At 41.6% G+C, this 17,516-nt stretch carries 8 protein-coding genes and 1 pseudogene; 1 reads left to right on the top strand and 8 read right to left on the bottom strand.

All coding sequences use genetic code 11. The features are described from left to right. The 7 genes and pseudogenes from HMPREF0106_RS28350 to HMPREF0106_RS03475 form a co-directional block, all read right to left on the bottom strand. Positions 1-173, bottom strand: a pseudogene (locus tag HMPREF0106_RS28350) (DDE transposase); the annotation flags it as partial. A gap of 135 nt (positions 174-308) precedes the next feature. Continuing rightward, entirely contained in the window at positions 309-1,778 is a 1,470-nt protein-coding gene (locus HMPREF0106_RS03500; protein ID WP_008641652.1) for a glycoside hydrolase family 125 protein, read from the bottom strand. Positions 1,779-1,814: 36 nt separating this feature from the next. Next, entirely contained in the window at positions 1,815-2,993 is a 1,179-nt protein-coding gene (locus HMPREF0106_RS03495; RefSeq protein ID WP_004317660.1) for a glycoside hydrolase family 76 protein, read from the bottom strand. 8 nt (positions 2,994-3,001) lie between these two features. Then, the gene (locus tag HMPREF0106_RS03490; protein ID WP_004317658.1) at positions 3,002-4,141 is read right to left on the bottom strand and encodes a glycoside hydrolase family 76 protein; all 1,140 of its coding nucleotides are present in this window, start codon (positions 4,139-4,141) and stop codon (positions 3,002-3,004) included. Between the two features lie 8 nt (positions 4,142-4,149). After that, positions 4,150-5,964, bottom strand: coding sequence for a SusE domain-containing protein (locus HMPREF0106_RS03485; protein ID WP_004317655.1), 1,815 nt, complete (start codon positions 5,962-5,964; stop codon positions 4,150-4,152). 24 nt (positions 5,965-5,988) lie between these two features. Further along, complete coding sequence (locus HMPREF0106_RS03480) at positions 5,989-7,608, bottom strand: RagB/SusD family nutrient uptake outer membrane protein (protein WP_009040949.1); 1,620 nt, start codon at positions 7,606-7,608, stop codon at positions 5,989-5,991. Positions 7,609-7,620: 12 nt separating this feature from the next. Continuing rightward, complete coding sequence (locus HMPREF0106_RS03475; RefSeq protein WP_008015620.1) at positions 7,621-10,758, bottom strand: SusC/RagA family TonB-linked outer membrane protein; 3,138 nt, start codon at positions 10,756-10,758, stop codon at positions 7,621-7,623. A 354-nt stretch (positions 10,759-11,112) separates the two neighbouring features. Between HMPREF0106_RS03475 and HMPREF0106_RS03470 the strand changes: the two genes are divergently transcribed. Continuing rightward, positions 11,113-15,183, top strand: coding sequence for a two-component regulator propeller domain-containing protein (locus HMPREF0106_RS03470; protein ID WP_004313809.1), 4,071 nt, complete (start codon positions 11,113-11,115; stop codon positions 15,181-15,183). A 72-nt stretch (positions 15,184-15,255) separates the two neighbouring features. Here the strand turns inward: HMPREF0106_RS03470 and HMPREF0106_RS03465 are convergent, their stop codons facing one another. Next, a complete protein-coding gene (locus tag HMPREF0106_RS03465) occupies positions 15,256-17,187 on the bottom strand; it encodes a DEAD/DEAH box helicase (protein ID WP_008641670.1) in 1,932 nt (643 codons plus the stop codon). Between the last annotated feature and the right edge of the window lie 329 nt (positions 17,188-17,516).

A 17,516-nucleotide genomic window follows, 5' to 3' on the forward strand; every position in this document is an offset into this window, starting at 1 on the left:
CCAAAAGGAGAGGACTTCAAATGCATTTGTCGGGCCAGTTCCGAGAAAGGGAACAGAGAATGGAGGCGACCTAATTCACTCGTTGCAAAACTTTGACGATATTTTTTAAGCATATCGAACTCGGTAAAACCTAAACAAGGTTCGATTTCTGAGATTTTTTGTATCTTTACCATGTGTTTTTATTTTTAATTACCCCCGTTTTGGCCGTCAAACCGTTTTTTGGGGGGAATGCTTAAAGATACAAAAAAGGCAACTAACTCGCAATGAATTAGTTGCCTTAAATTTTATTATTTTAGGAATATCCCTATTTATTGAATACTATTCAGTAAATCAATTTTTCCTTCGTTTACTAGCTTGAGTATCAGTTCGCCGAACAATGTATTCTGCCATGCAAACCACGCACGTGTGAACTTCTCAGGATTATCTTTATGGAAAGATTCGTGCATGAATCCTGTGCCTGCATCTGTATTTATTAGCATTTGGATGCATTCTTTGATTTCTTGGTCATCTTGGCTTGTAAAGGCTTTCATCATAATACTCATGGGCCATATCATATCATAACCAATATGCGGCCCCCCGATACCTTCTCCGGCTTTTCCTTTAAAGAAGTAAGGATTGTCTTTACTCCATACAAAGCGGCGGGTATTTTGATAGATCGGGTCGTTCACATCTACATCGCCCAAATATGGCATTGCCAGCAGGCTTGGTACATTGGCATCATCCATAAGGAAATGATTTCCGAATCCATCGACTTCGAAAGCGTAGATTGTGCCGTATTTGGGATGATTATAGGTTGCATATTGTTTCAGAGCCGTTTCCACTTCCTGTGCCAGTTCGCTGCATTGTGTTGCCAATTCGGTCTTTTGATTGACAGTCTCTAATATTTCAGCAGCTTTCCGGAGTGAAGTAACTGCAAAGAAGTTGGAAGGAACCAGAAATTGAAGGGTGGTAGCATCATCGGAAGGACGGAAAGCCGAAACGATTAATCCTACAGGATTTACCGGAGCGCCCAGCCCGTCGTTGTTCAGCGTATCAAGCGCACGTTCCGTTTTTCTCTGGAATTTATAAGGACCTACTCCCTCTTTTCTCTGTTGCTCTTTGAATGTTCTCAGGATATTGATGACGGCTTGAATCCATTCATTATCAAAAATACTGGCGTCTCCCGTCTCTTTCCAATACTGATAAGCCAGGCGGAGGGGATAGCAGAGAGAGTCAATCTCCCATTTACGTTCGTGCAGTTCCGGCTTCATGTCCGTCAGGTCTGTCATCCAGTCGCCCCCTTTAGCTCCGTCGTTGAAAGCATTTGCGTAAGGGTCGATATTGATACATTTGAATTGGCGGCGGATAACGCCCTCGAGCATTTTCTTTAATTCCGGGTCTTTATGAGCTAGCTGGATATATGGCCACACTTGAGCTCCCGAATCACGAAGCCACATGGCATGGATGTCTCCGGTATAGACAAAAGTATCCGGTTTGCCATCGGTGGTGCGATAGTGTACGGTTGTTTCCAATGTGTTGGGAAAACAGTTCTCGAACATCCAGGCAAGTTTGCTGTTGGTCAGCAGGTTCTTCACTCTCAAGATTTCAGCTTCTACTGCCTGTGAAGTGAATAAACGGTCTTTTTTAGCCGGACGCTGGCTTTTATACTTTCCGGTAATTTCTGCTTGCTTGGCAATCATGGTATTGTCCTTAGGACAAATGAAAGTGGAAGCGTTCATATTGCTTCCGATAAATAGAACTGTCGCAAGGGTGCAAAGTCGTGCGTTTCTTTTTATCATATTTCTTTTTATCATTTATTAATGTTCTACAGTAGTTTATTCAAAGGCAGAAAGCCGACTGTACATCTCTATCATGGCAGCTTGTGTCAGCAGCCATTTTTTATTGTCTTTTTTATTGCCGCTGAGGTCTGTATGGAACAGTCCTTTTTCATCACGTGCGTTCTCCCAGGCATAATCGAGACTTTTGTTAAAGGCATCGAGATATGTTTTATTCTTGTCAAGATGATAAAGTTCGATGAATCCTCTGAGCATCACGGCAGTAAACCAGATATCTCCTTTCTTTATCATTTTGAATGGTTCTCCGGATACGGGTGTAAAATCATAAAAGAAGTAGTTGTAACACTCTTTGGCAATGCTTTGAGCTTCTTTCAGATAAACCGGATTGTTCGTCAGTTGGTAAAGGAGGGCAGCGGACTGCATCATTTGTCCGCTGTTGTAAGCGAATTTGGCTTTTCCGATTTTTCCATCCAAACGAATATTGTCGAAATATAGATAATCTGTACTATCTTGCAAATGTTCTTTAGTCCATTCGTACAACGCTTTACCTTTTTTGAAATAACTGCTGTCGTTTGTTGCTTTGAATAGTTTTAGCGCAAAAACAGAACCAGGAGCATTTGAACAGGTGTTCTTCGATTCTTTTTTCTGCTCGCACCAATAGATCCCGCCTCCGAGCACACTATCTGTTCCGCTTTCTATAAAATCCCATATAAGTGTGGCTTTGTCCAAATATTTTTTGTTTTGGGTGAGTTGGTAAGTGTCTGTAAAATCAATGCCTAACCATACATTGTCGTCATAAAAACGGTCTGACACAGGAGCGGTACGCACATACGACGAATAAGCATTGGGAGTGCGTGCAGTGTCAAAATACTCATCAAGTCCCGGTAATACCCGTTCGTCCAGTAGTTTTTGAAATTCTTTGTTTTGAGTGGCTTCGAACAGTGCATTTACTGCGGAGAATGTTCCGGAGTAAGGCCAGAGATACGAATAGGCGTTTGGCACGTTAGCTTGTTCTTCTGATGCCAGATAAGTGACTTTGTGCTTCTCGTCAAAAGGAAAATTTTCGCGAAGCAGACAAGTGTTGGGTACTGAATAGTGAACATAGAGGGAGTCCAGCGTTTGCTGGGCTCTCTCTAAATTGATGTTTGGATTACTATTCCCCTTTGGTGCGCATCCGGTGAGGAAAGCAGCACACAGTACGGTTTCAATAATTCGCATGTTTCTTGTTATTTTTTATATTTTTCGTAATAAGCTTTTGCTTCTATCAGGGTGCAGCCGCTTGTCTGTATGGTCAGTTGAGTGCTGCCTTCGGCTCCTTTAGCCCAACTACTTCCGTAGAGAAGGTCGGACTTGTTGACGCCTTTTCTCCATAATATATCCGCATTGTTATTGAAGAAGGTGATAAACTTCTTCTGATAAATGGGTTCCAAATTATCATCTAAAATGAGTTTCACAAAATAACGGATGAATATTCCTTTGAACAGTCCGCCATCACCGTTTCCTTCGTCTCGGAGAAGATTGTTTCCTGCGTCAATCATACTGCCGTCACTGATTCCGAAATAAGCGGCTTTACGGGCGTCTTTCAAATATGATGCTTCTCCTGTAATCTTAAACAGTTCGTGGGCTGTTCCGAGAAATGTCCCTTGGTTATAACTCAATGTCAGAGTATTTAAGTTATCCGTTCTTCCGTCTATATTGTCGTAGACAGCTCCTGTGGCAGGATTGAACAGATGTTCTCTTTCCCATTGGTAAATCTTGATAGCCCATTCTTTGTATTCCTCCACTTTTTCTATTTGATATAAGCGACAGGCGATGAGGCCGGCAGGACCGTTGGAACAGGCATTCTTGCTCCATACATCACCGTGGTTCCATGCGATACCACCGTTGCAGTATTCTTCATTCCAACCTTCCTTAATCCAATTCCAAAGTTGCTTGGCTGTATCCAGATATTTAGCTTCATCGGTGACTTCATACAAACGTATCATGGTCAGGGCAATCCATTCCATGTCATCGTAGAAGTTATTCCAATAACTTCCGCCGTTTTTGGAATTGATGCCAGCATACCACTTGTCGAAGCAGTCTTTATATTTAGCATCATGAGTACGAATATAGGCATCAATCAATACGTCCATAGCATGCGCTTGCGGCCAGTAATGAAAAGTTTCGTCATAACCGTCGCTTTCATAGTTGAAGTAATTGCCCGTTTCATTCCAGAAACGGTTAATTATGGTGACCGAGCTACTGTCTGCTGCTGCTTCCCAGTTGATTGTATAAAGCCCCTTGTCGTACATATACTCGTCTTCGATGTTGCTGCAACTTTGGAACATCAGCGCGAGGAACGGGACACATAATAATAGTTTTTTCATACATCTTCTTAATTAACTGGTTCTATAGAATGGGTGTAATTTTCACCGGTAAAAATAACACGAACTTTTGTATTATTTCCTATGATTCCATCATTAAATTTCCATTTACGATCCCATTGACCTGCTTCTGCATTATCATTTGTTTCCATGATATAGAAATAGGATGGATCTGGGTTTGCTCCTGGTACTACGTCTGTGTCGTTTTTGGTGCCCCAAATCAATTCGCTATCGTCCGCATATACCATTAGGAGTTTGTAACGATTGTCATTATTACTAGGACTTATTGTACCTGTTCCCTCAAATACTCCATTTCCTATATAGGGTAAGTCAAGAAGGACATTTCGATCCCAGCAGTGCCATAGTCCCATTGATTTAATTTCTTTTGTAATGACTGATTTGTTGGAGAAATCTACCTTAACACGATAAATTCCGTCTTTTTCGACAGTGGTAATTCCGTCTCCACTTTTAATCTCTCCATCTTCTATATAGAAGAACTTTGCATCTGCTTCTTGAGAAGAAGCCATCTTATAAGTCTTTCCTCCTTGCAGCCGGGTGAATATTTCAAATATGCCTTCTCCCAGTTTATTGTATTGCACGGCTTTACTGATATCATTTCCCCCTTCACTGGCTTCACCTGTCAAGAATAAGTTTTTAGGAGTTGTTTCCGGTTCTTCAGGAGATACACCGTCTCCGAGAGATACAAAATGTGTATAGTTTGCTCCGTTGAATTTAACGGTGACTTTGGTCATGCTACCATCAAACTGATTGTCAAATTTCCATTTGTGATTCCATTGCGGTTCATTACCTTCATTGATTCCATATTCTTTGATAAAGTAATATGAATCTTCTTGACCAGCTCCGTTCGGAGATGAATCTACGTCATTCAATGTTCCCCAATACATATCTTTATCGCTGTAAGACATCAACAGTTTGTAACGTTGGTCTTTTCCCCAGCTTTCCTGTTTAAACGTTACTTTGCCTTCTCCTTCAAATATTCCGTTACCTTTGTAAGACAGCTCGAAAATAACCTTGTTGCTCGGGCAGAAAAATACTCCTACTGATTTTACTTCCTGAATAGAGACTGAAGCAATAGAGAAGTCCATAGTGATGCGATAGATTCCGTCTTTTTCTACTGTCGTTTCGCCTTCGCCTTCTACAATTCTATTTCCATCAATGTAGAAATAGTTTGCGTTGTCATTGGTTTTATCTACCAGCTTATAGCTTTTTCCTCCTTTCAAACGGGTAAAGATTTCAAATGTTTCCTGTTCGGGTGAGGAACAAGGTACTGCTTGACTGATATCACTTCCCCCTTCGGTTGCTTCACCGGTGAGAAATAATTGAGATGGAACCTCTGCAAATCCGAGCATACGGGTGATCGTCAGTTTATGTGAGACATTGCTCATTGCCGTGCTCAGACCGCGTGATGCGATGACCGTCCAGATAATTGTACCTGTCTCTCCACTGTTCAATCCTGCTGCTGCACCTATTTTATTCAGTGTTTTATGACTGATAGTCGCGTAATTGCGCGCCCCGTTGTTGTCAGACAATACTTTGTAAAGAGGATTAGAAAAGTTTCCCCCTTCTTTGTCGAAAACGATTTCGTAGAGCGGTGAGCCACTGTCTTCAGCTTTCGCTGCTTCCCATTCGAAGAATAGGGAAGCGGTAGCAGATGCTACTAGTTCTACACTTTTTCCGCTGATTGGTTCATAAAGTTGATTCACCGGGCTTACTGCCGTATCTCTGTATTCCATATCTTCCGTACATGAGAAGATGATTGCTAATGTAGTGAATAAGGCGACTACTTTTGTTATTTTTGTTTTCATATTAATTTCCTTTTAATAGGGTGATTAGTTAGAATATCCGGGATTGTTAGGGGCTAGATTCGGATTCAGGTTGATTTGGCTTTGAGGAACTGCCCATAAATAATCTCTGTTTTCGTCGAACTGACGTTTATCCAGTCGGATAGGATTACCGTTGTTGAAGTTTGCGCCATAAACATATCCTTCAAGGTATTCTTTTCCGGCTTTCCAGCGTTTGATATCATACCATCTCAATCCTTCGAGGGCTAGTTCGCAACGGCGTTCGTTACGGATGATTTGTCTCATTTCCGCTTCTGTCTTTTCGGTAGGATAAGCTTTTGCTTCTTCTGTGAATCCAGCTCTGTTTCGGAGTGGGAGTATGGTCTGATTCCAGATAGTAGCATCCATGTTTCCTTTCTCAAATTGAGCCTCTGCATACATTAACAAAATATCGGCATAACGTATGATGCTAAGATTTACCCCAGAATTCATATCACCTTTTGCTTGTGGGCTATAGTATTTGCGGGTGTAATATCCGGTAGCAGTTTTGTTACTTCCGGCTTCATACTTATCCACTGTGTTGGATTGCGGATTGATTTGAATGATAGTTCCTGTACTGCCGTCCGAAACATTCTTACTCCAGTCATAACCGTCATAAACAACAGTGGCGGTCAGCCGCAAATCGCGGTTGGCATACGGAGTACTTGGATTGTATAACGGGCTATTTTCATTGAATGCTTTGCCATCTACCATTAAATAACTGTCTACCAACGATTGTTGCGGAGCGCGGTTACAAAGACGTGCACCAACTGATAGCGGAGCCATATCTGACATCTCACCCCATGTCAGTAGGAAAGGAACGTATGCACGGTCTAGAATAATCTCCTGATTATATTCGTTGGTTTCTTCAAAAACACTACGATAAGTGGGGAGAAGGCTGTATGTGCCATATTCATTCTGTTTCTTTATCAGATTATCGCAATATTTGATAACGTTATCCCAGTCACTGTCCATTAGGTAGACTCTTGCCTGTAGAGCACTGACCGCTCCTTTGGTAATCTTGCCTTGTTCAGCATCTTGCAATTGGTCACGGGTGGGAAGTGCGTTTGCTATATCTTCTAATTCCTGATGGATGAAGCTGATGATGGTAGCACGTGGAGTACGGGCAATGGAGTTGGATTCATCAATTGTAATATCTTTGTCAAAGAATGGCACATCTCCATACAGATTAGTTAGCCGGAAATAGATAAAGGCACGGATAAAACGAATTTCGGCAATCATGCGTGCTTTGACAGCTACATTCATTCCCGGAACCAGATCTACTTTCTCCAGAAACACATGGCAGGTTTTGATACCACCGTATAGATCCTTCCATTCATTTTTAAAGAGTTCTAAAGAAGGAGTGCCCATACCTTTGCGAATGGCACGCGGGTCGGTTACATTTCTTCCGTCGAATACATTGTCACTCAGACTTTCGTCCTGCCACATTCTTCCGGCATTGTACATTTGGCTGTAGGCCATGTTAACTACGTATTGTGCTTTCTCTGTGGAGTTCCAGAAGCTGTTGTCCGTGAATTTGTTGGACGGGATATTTTCCATATCGTTGCAACCGGTCATCAGCACGGAAGCAACCCCAGCCACTAAATAGAGAAGTTTATATCTTTTCATACTGTTGTTTGATTAAAATTCAATGTCTACACCAAATCCGAAATAACGCAGAGTAGGATACGAACGCCCACTATTGGCACCGCTTGTGCTCATTTTGGAATCAAATTCGGATGATTCCGGGTCTATAAACGAGTTGTTGCTGAATGTCAGTAAGTTCTGACCGTTTATATACAAGCGGGCTTTTTGCATTCCCAAATGTTTAGTCCATTCTTTGGGCAGGGTATAACCAATCGTGAGGTTTTTCAACCGCAAGTATTTACCGTCTAGCAAGAAGAGGTCGGAGCCGTTTCCATTGCCGTAGTTGTTTCTGTTGGAGTCAGAACCTGGCGCTGCTAATCTTGGCCAGCGGGCCTCGGTATTGGTTGGTGTCCAGAAATCCAGTTGATGTTTATAAATGGTATAAGAGTAGTTGGCGTGATATGGTTCTATCAATTCACCACGCAACATCATGTCACGTTTGCCTACTCCTTGCCAGAACATACTGAAATCGATCCCTTTCCAGTTCAGACCGTAGGTGAATCCGAAAGTATAACGTGGGAAGGCATTACCAAGAATAAACTTATCTTTTGAGTCGATGATACCGTCGTCATTTCGGTCTACAAATTTAATATCTCCGGGTTGTACCTTAGCTCCTACTGGTATGGCAGACGCTTCAATTTCATCGTAACTTTGGAAAAATCCTGCCATCTTATAGCCATAATAAGAGTTCAAGGGAACACCGACCCGGATGATACGGCTTAACTCTTCCACTTGGGTAATTTGTTCGTCTCCGGGGAATTCCAATACCTTGTTCCAAGAATCTCCCAAATTAAAGTTGAAATTGTGAGTAAACGCCCCAGTTTTCAATCGATAGTTGACAGATAGATCCCATCCCTGATTTTGCATCTTGCCGATATTTGCCATAGGCATTTCCGTACCGAATACGGAAGAAATCAGCGGTTTCATTAAGATGTCATTCGTTCTTTTATGGAAGTAATCGAAAGTGACAGTCAGACTGTTTTGTAGGAAAGAGGCATCGACACCGATATTGAATGTTTGGGTTTTTTCCCAAGTCAGATTTTCTAGTCCCAGTTTGAATCCGGCTCCCGATACCGTTTTGTTATTGTAGGCATAGCTGTTGTCATACACGTCATATACGGTAAAACGATCGTAAGTACCGATTGCTTGACTGCCCAAGATACCATAAGAGGCTCGTAACTTCAAGTCGCCTATCTTTTCTTTATAAAACTCCATGAAGGATTCTTCTGTAGGGCGCCACCCCAAGGAAACTGAGGGGAAAAAGCCCCAACGATAATCCTTGTGGAACTTAGAAGCTCCGTCGTAGCGAAAACTGAATTCTGCATAATATCTGTCGGCATACGAATAACCTGCACGTCCAAGGAAAGAGGTTATGCTGGTGCGGTTACTGTCGTCAACGGAAGTTTTTCCTGTGATGTTTCCCGGCTCACTGGTTGTTTCGTCAGTAGCAATACCTAAATCGGGGTCTACATACTTCTTTTCTATTTCGTTACTGCTTTGTGTGTATGACTCGTTGGTCAATCCTACTAGACCGTTGACCGTATGCTTGCCGAATGTTTTGTTGTAATCCAATAGCAGTTGAGTATTGATAAGATAGGCGTTACTGTTCCAGTTACTGGTTTTGTTGTTCTCTTTTTTGATTGGACGCGGTTCTGTGGCTTCTTCGCTACTATAATAAGCCACTGCATGATTCCTGGTAAAACGTGTGTCGTTCATGATGTCAGCACCGAACACTCCTTTCAATTTTAATCCGTCAATAATCTTCATTTCGGCGGAAACGTTTGTGTTGATGTAGTTATTACGGTATTTATTTCTTCCACCCGCTTCCAACTGTCCCAGTGGGTTGAACTCGGACAATATATCATTCAGTAGGTATCGTCCGTCTGCTGATTTCATTTTATAGTAATAGTAGGTCGGGGTGCGGGCGGCATCTACTTCCAGGCTTCCTCCGGTAGTGCTTACACTGTTGTTGCGGGCATAAGCAAGGATTCCGGTCAGTTTGAAGCGTCCGAGCTCAGTACTCAGACTTGTGCGGAAGTTGTAGCGTTGAACACCGAAAGAGTCGTTTCCTACATAGTTGCTTTCCTGATCGTAATAACCCATTGAAATCATGTAAGTAGAGTGTTCGCTACCTCCGGATACGCTTAGGTTATAATTCTGTTGCATGGCTGTTCGCATAATCTGGTCAAAGAACCAGCTCTCTTCATTCTGATGAGCGGCTAAATCGCGGATTTGGTCAGGAGTATACTTGGGAGCATTGCCTGCATTGGTTTCTGCAAGATTTCTCAGTGTTGCGTTTTGATAGCCTGCTACCGGAGAGAACAGGATGTCCGGATTTTCCCAACCTATCATGCCGCTCAAGCGGACTACCGGACGCTGGTTCTTTTTCCCTTTTTTGGTGGTCACCACTACTACACCGTTGGAAGAACGTGAACCGTAGATAGCGGCCGTTCCTGCATCTTTCAAAATAGAGATGTTTTCGATGTCCATCGGATTCAGCTTATTGAAGCTTTCACCGTCAGCTACCAGTCCGTCTATCACAAATAGAGGGCTATTGTCATTCAGCGTACTGATACCACGGATATTGAAATTCGTTTTGTTATCATTCGGGTTGTGGTTACGTTGCTGTATGATAACGTTCGGTGCTGCTCCTTGCAATGCCTGAGTCATGTTTGCCACCGGACGGTTTTCAATCATGTCGGCTTTTACTTGGTCTACCGCACCTACCGCACTTTTACGGGTTGTTGTGCCATATCCTACTACAATAACTTCATCGAGGACTTTCGTGTCTTCTTTCATGCTAATGGAAAGAGAACTCTTTCCGTTAACCGGAAACTCTAGAGTAGCATAGCCGATGTACGAAAAAACTAGTGTATCATTGGCGTCACATTGAATGGAGAAGTTGCCGTTGATGTCTGTAATTGTTCCGATTCCCGACTTGCCTTTTACACTTACGCTTACTCCGATGAGAGGTTCACCGGATGCATCTTTTACCGTTCCTTTTACGAGGGTATTCTTCGTTTGCGAAGTGCTCAATATGCTCGCCTGTCCGGCATTAATGTCGGGCGCCAGAATAAATAAAGAGGCTATAGCGAGACTGAAAAACAAAAGTTTATACTTTCTACAAGTCATACCTTGTTTTGATTTAAGGAATTAAATTAAATGATTAAAATTCTCTGATGCTAGTTTTGATTTTGAATGGAGAGTACTTTTAGGTCATACGTATTAGTGTTTAATGGTTAATATAAAATAGTGTCTTGACCGTTATGAAAATCAGACGTTGCAAATATGGGGGGGGTGCTGAGGAATGTATGTACGAATTTATGCCATTTATGTCTTTTCTTGATAAAATGGCAGGAATTGAGGAGGAAATGGCGGAAAATCGTGCAATTTATTATCTGTTTATTATTGGTGTAAGAAGTTTCTTTATTACTTTTGTATTAATGAACTGCATCCTTTGCTATTGAATGAAATACTTTGTTGCTTATGGGAAAAACATATCTTTCTCGATTTTTCTTTTTTCTCGTTATCGGTTGGTGGAGTCTGTTGGATGTTGAGGCTACAGCATATAGTTTGCGTCAGTTTTCCAGCAAAAACGGATTGTCTAATAGCGCCATTCTTTCTATTTGTCAGGATTGTGATGGATTGATCTGGATTGGTTCGTGTGATGGATTAAATGTGTTTGATGGGACTGAACTCCGTTTGTATAAGCCTGTTGATGTCCGGAACAATTTGTCAGGTAACTTGATTGATAATATAATGGAAGCGGAAGACCATGTTTTATGGATACAGACGAATTATGGACTCGACCGTTTCGATACTCATTTGCAGACTGTTCAGCGGTTTAAAGACTTTCAGGATATTAGCTGTATGGCAAAAACGCGGGAGAATGATGTCTTGGTCATTAAGGATGACGGTTATATTTATTATTTTGATCGGAAAGGACTTAAATTCCACCGTTTGAATGCAAAGCGGTTAGCTTTTGAGGATATACAGTATATATGTGTGGATAGTGCGAATGTTCTATGGATTTTTTCTTCTAGTGGTGATGTCCGTAGTTATGTTATTGAAAAGAAGGAAGATAGTATCCCGGAACTTATTCTTCAGTCGTTGTTTGAGCAGGAGGGAGAGTTGTTTTGGACATCAGGAGAAGGAGATTTGGTTTATTTTATTGACGGTGCTTATGATCTTTATGAGTATGATTTGCGTAGCCGGAATAAATATTTCATAGCTGATTTGAAAGAGGAGATAGCTCAGCGAGGGCAGGTCTCTTCTATTGTCAAGCAAAGAGATGATTATTATGTCGGTTTCAAAAGCAGTGGATTGATTTGCTTGAAATATCAGTCCGACAGTAAGGTTAAATATGTCATGCAATCAATCGGCATTGAATCCGGCATTTTCTGTCTGTTTAAAGATCGATTTCAGGATATTATTTGGGTGGGAACTGATGGACAGGGGGTATATATGTATTTCATCGACCATTTTTCTATTCGGAATACTTTATTGGATACTTCTGACTATCAAATTAACACTCCGGTGCGGGCTTTGTTTTTGGATGATGAACAAACGTTATGGGTAGGGACTAAAGGAGATGGAATTTTGCGTATGCTCCGTTATGCTCCAGATACGGGAGGAAAGTTTGATGTGGAACGGTTGCATACAGGGAATAGTTCGTTGACGGATAATTCCGTTTACTGTTTTGCTCCTAGTTGTTGGAATCGACTGTGGATAGGAACGGAGCATGGGATGAACTATTATTCTTATCGGGAGAGAAAAGTAAAAGAGTTTCCTGTTATGGTTGACGGTAAGACGTTGAGATATGTGCACTCTATATGTGAATTGAATGACAGTACGATTTGGGTGGCTACTGTAGGTGAGGGAATTGTGAAAATTGTACTGAACGTTTCTGATGGAGAACCTAAAGTTATGTTTACCCGAAGAATTGTGTTAGATGGAGGGAGAAGAGCTTCTAATTACTTTTTTACGTCTCATCAGGAAAATGATTCCATTCTATGGTTTGGTAATCGTGGTTATGGTGCTTACCGGATGAATGTGAAGACGGAGGTGATGATGCCATTTCGTTTTGACCAGGAAGTCAGTAACCAGGCTGTAAATGATATTTTTGCCATTCTTTCAAATAAAAAAGGCTATTGGTTGGGTACTAGTTTTGGGTTGACACACATGCAGTCGCCCGGTAATTATCGGGTATATAATGAGGCAGATGGATTCCCCAATAATACGGTTCACGGCATTTTGGAAGATGGCGAACATAATCTTTGGCTAAGTACCAATCAAGGGGTGGTACGGTTTAATATTGAGGCAAATACTGTCCAGGCTTATAATCGGCAGAATAATCTGGAAGTCACAGAGTTCAGTGATGGTGCTTTCTTTAAGGACGAGCGTACAGGGACTCTCTTCTTCGGTGGAACAAACGGATTTATTACTATCAATGAAAACGATCTTACGGCTATGGAATATATGCCGAAATTGCAGTTTTACCGTCTATCTATCTTTGGAAAAGAATATAATATTTATCATTTTTTGCGGCAAGATAAAGATGTGGAAGTATTGGAACTGGATTATAGCCAGAATTTTTTCAATTTATCTTTTGTAGCTGTCGATTATATCAATGGTAATAATTATACTTATTCTTATATGATAGACGGACTAAGCAATAATTGGATAGAGAACGGCTCTTCTACAACGGCTGTTTTCTCCAATCTTCCACCCGGTCAATACACTCTTTGGGTGAAATGCCGGAGTAATATTATGGGTAAAGAAAGCAAGCCGTACTCTTTGGTCATTCGTATTGCTCCTCCTTGGTATATGACACAATTAGCTTATTGGGGATATTTCTTGCTGTTTCTTCTTTTGCTTTGGGGGCTTGTTTATATGGCTATTCGTCGCTATCGTCGGAAACGGGATATTATTATTGAGAAACTGAACCGACAAAAACGAGATGAAATTTATGAATCTAAATTAAGGTTCTTTACAAATATCACACATGAATTTTGTACGCCTCTTACTTTAATATCAGGACCTTGTGAGAAGATTCTGTCTTATGCCGGAACAGATGGATATATCCGTAAATATGCTGATTTGGTTCAACAGAATGCACAGAAACTGAATTCGCTGATTCAAGAATTGATAGAATTTCGTCGGTTAGAAACAGGGCATAAGGTATTGGATATACAAGAGGTAGCTGTGGATGAGCATACTCGGGGCATTGCCGAATCTTTTGGTGAATGGGTGGAAAGTAGAAAGGTGGATTATCAACTAAATATTGAGGAGGGAGATCGCTGGAATACAGATGTGAGTTGCTTGAGTAAAATTGTCAATAATTTGATATCGAATGCCTTCAAATATACCTCCGATGGCGGTAAGATAACTGTGGAGCAATGTATTGAAGGAGAAAGGCTTTGTATCCGTGTATCCAATTCAGGTAAGGGAATTAAGAAGGAGAATCTGGATAAGATATTCGACCGCTATAAGATTCTGGATGATTTTGAAACGCAGAATAAGAACGAAGCTTTCCCGAGAAATGGCTTGGGACTGGCTATTTGTCATAGTATGGTGAATCTGCTTGCTGGAGAGATTCGCGTGATGAGCATACCGGAAGAGGTGACGACTTTTGAGGTTGTTTTGCCGATGTTGACTGTCACTGATGCGAAATCAGGAGAATTGAAGGAACTGAAGAAGCAAGTAATGCCAATTAGCGATAAACCAGTAGAGCAGAAGAAGGATATTGTTGCAGATTATGACGCTTCTAGGCAGACTATAATGATTATTGATGATGATCCTTCTATGTTGTGGTTTGTGACAGAAATTTTTGCGGGTAAATATAATGTGCAGCCGTTTAATAGTGCTCAGGAGGCGTTGGAACAGCTGAAACTGAAACAACCGGACTTGATTTTATCGGATGTGATGATGCCGGATATGGATGGACGGGCATTTGCGAAGATTGTGAAGGAAGATAAATTGTTGAGTCATATTCCGCTAGTATTGCTCTCGGCACTTAATTATATTGATGAGCAAGTGAAAGGAATCGAATCGGGTGCGGAGGCATACGTTACAAAACCTTTTAATGTCGAATATCTAGAGAAGATTGTAGAAAGGCAGATTAGGCGTAAAGAGGATATGAAAGAGTATTATAGCTCTATTTATAGTGCTTTTAAACTGGAAGACGGGCATCTTTTGCATAAAGAAGACAAGTCGTTCTTTGAGAAAATGATGCGAGTGATAGATGAATATGTGGAGAATCCGGAGCTTTCGGTAGAGTTGTTGAGCGCTTCATTAGGGTGTAGCACTCGTCAGTTTTATCGGAAATTGAAGAATGTAACGGATAAAACTCCGGCTGACATTATCAAAGAGTATCGTCTGACGGTAGCGGAACGCCTGTTGCTTACTACAAATCTTACAGTAGAGGAGATTATGAATAAGGCGGGTTATACGAATAGAGGTACTTTCTATAAAGTGTTTTCTCAAAAGTTCGGAATGCCTCCGCGGCAGTATAGAGAGATGAAAAAAAAAGATTTGAAAGAGAAGGACTTTCATTAGTATAATTGAGTGGGGGTGTGTCAAGGGTTTGAATAGTTTATCATTTTGACACACCCTCAATTTCTCGGAAGATTAAAGTTGCTTTTTGGGCTTTCTTCTCGCCCATCCTTCTTCACTAAAGTCGGGTTCTTTATCTTTGAAAAATTCCTGCCAGTTATCTTTCCTTTTCGGTCCGCGGGCATCCGAATATCCCCGCTCTGCACGGCTTGGTTTTTCCTTCTTGCTGGATTTTGAACCTTTGGCAGAAGCATCCTTAGATTTTCTGTCTTTATTTTCATAGCGTGGAGCGCGCTCTTCGTTTTTACCGGATCTTTTACCGCCTTTGCGTTCACCCGAACCGTTTTCGTGTCCTTTTCCACCTTCTTCACTGGAGACTTCTACAACAACTTTACGACCATTCCATTTGGCACGGTTTAGAGCTTTTAGAACATTGACGGTTTCTTTTTCAGGTACTTCGAAGAAAGAGAAGTTCTGCATCAGGTCAATGCGTCCCAACTCGATACGTCCGCGTGTATTACTGTTCAATAAGCCGATAAGATCACTGGGGAAGAAACTGTCTGTTTTACCCAGATTGATGAATAGGCGGTTGAAGCCTGGAGCAGCTTTCCGACTTCTCTTTTCGAAACCATTTTCTTTGCGGTCACTTTTTCTGGCACGTTCACTACGGCTTTCAATTGTTGGTTGTTCTATTTCCGGGCGGTGGCGGTAATATTCTGCGAAACGGTTGAATTCGTGCGAAACCACTCGTTTTATCAGGTCTTCCTTGCTCAACCATTCTAGTTTACGATAGATTTCCGGCATGAAGCCTGCGATTTCTTCTTCATTTACTTTTACTTTTTCAAGGTCGTCAATAACCTTAATCAACTGCTTTTGGCAAATGCCTGCCGCAGTCGGCATCTCTCCGGTAATGAATTTCTTGCCGATAATTCGTTCTATTTCTCTTAACTTTCCCTTCTCGCGGAGATTGATGATAGCGATAGAAGTACCGGTTTTTCCGGCACGTCCTGTACGTCCGCTGCGGTGAGTGTAGCTTTCTGTATCATCAGGCAAGCCGTAGTTGATGACGTGAGTCAAATCGTCCACATCCAGACCACGGGCTGCTACATCCGTAGCAACAAGCAGCTGCAGATTACAAATACGGAACTTTTGCATGACAGTGTCTCGTTGTGCTTGTGAAAGTTCGCCATGCAGCGAGTCGGCATTATAGCCTTCTTGCATTAATTTGTCAGCAATTTCCTGTGTTTCCTTGCGGGTACGGCAGAAAATAATACCGTATATTTGCGGGTAATAGTCGACAATGCGTTTTAAAGCCTCGTATTTATCTTTCGCTTGTACGGTATAAACTACGTGTTTAACGTTGTTGGTACTTTCGTTCTTACGGCCAATAGTAATTTCTTTCGCGTTACGTAAATAGTTCTTGGAGATACGTGCAATTTCCGGGCTCATAGTAGCGGAGAAAAGCAGTGTGTTACGTTCTTGCGGTACATCAGCCAGAATAGCGTTAATGCTATCTGTAAATCCCATGTTCAGCATCTCGTCTGCTTCGTCCATTACAACGTTGCGGATGGTGGATAGGGAAACGGTCTTGCGTTCCATCAAGTCCAGCAAACGTCCAGGAGTGGCTACGATGATATGTACGCCTCGTTTCAGGCTGCGTATCTGGCTGTCAATGGAAGAACCTCCATATACAGGCAGTACTTTTAGTCCATCAATGTATTTGGAATAGTCGTTCAAATCTCCTGCTATTTGGAGACAAAGCTCACGGGTAGGGCAGAGGATAAGTGATTGTGGGATTCTGTTCTTTACGTCAATTTGTTGGAGCAGAGGCAAACCGAATGCGGCTGTTTTACCTGTTCCTGTCTGTGCAAGAGCTACTACATCATTATTTTCTCCTAAAAGGTACGGAATCACTTCCTCTTGTACCGGCATGGGATTCTCGTATCCCATTTCTTCAATTGCTCTACGTATCTCCGGAGAAACACCAAGCTCTTCAAATGTCTTCATTAAATCTCTGTATATCTTTTATTTCGGCTGCAAAGATAGTTAATTTAGTTGATAATGAATGGTTGATAACGGATAATTATTGTAGACGTCATCATATTTATGGATCAGTCTGAAAATTGGGGGATTTGATTCAGAGCAATCATATTCTTAACAAAATAGATTCATTCCGGTGTGAAAATGAACTAAACTGTGCAGTTCTGACTCATTCGATAGCGGAATACTGCGTAACTTACCTCTTTTTTTATAAATAAAGTATCATCAATGCCACTATAAGATTATTGCCATTCATCGCTTTCACCTGATTCTTGAAATGCCGATGAATAAGGAGA

This window comes from Bacteroides sp. D22 (genome assembly GCF_000163675.1).
In the GTDB taxonomy this organism is placed as follows: Bacteria; Bacteroidota; Bacteroidia; order Bacteroidales; family Bacteroidaceae; genus Bacteroides; species Bacteroides xylanisolvens.

Bases quoted from the DNA above. Each gene is read 5' to 3' on its own strand.
- HMPREF0106_RS03500 (WP_008641652.1), bottom strand. From the start codon at position 1,778: ATGATAAAAAGAAACGCACGACTTTGCACCCTTGCGACAGTTCTATTT.
- HMPREF0106_RS03495 (WP_004317660.1), bottom strand. From the start codon at position 2,993: ATGCGAATTATTGAAACCGTACTGTGTGCTGCTTTCCTCACCGGATGC.
- HMPREF0106_RS03490 (WP_004317658.1), bottom strand. From the start codon at position 4,141: ATGAAAAAACTATTATTATGTGTCCCGTTCCTCGCGCTGATGTTCCAA.
- HMPREF0106_RS03485 (WP_004317655.1), bottom strand. From the start codon at position 5,964: ATGAAAACAAAAATAACAAAAGTAGTCGCCTTATTCACTACATTAGCA.
- HMPREF0106_RS03480 (WP_009040949.1), bottom strand. From the start codon at position 7,608: ATGAAAAGATATAAACTTCTCTATTTAGTGGCTGGGGTTGCTTCCGTG.
- HMPREF0106_RS03475 (WP_008015620.1), bottom strand. From the start codon at position 10,758: ATGACTTGTAGAAAGTATAAACTTTTGTTTTTCAGTCTCGCTATAGCC.
- HMPREF0106_RS03470 (WP_004313809.1), top strand. From the start codon at position 11,113: ATGGGAAAAACATATCTTTCTCGATTTTTCTTTTTTCTCGTTATCGGT.
- HMPREF0106_RS03465 (WP_008641670.1), bottom strand. From the start codon at position 17,187: ATGAAGACATTTGAAGAGCTTGGTGTTTCTCCGGAGATACGTAGAGCA.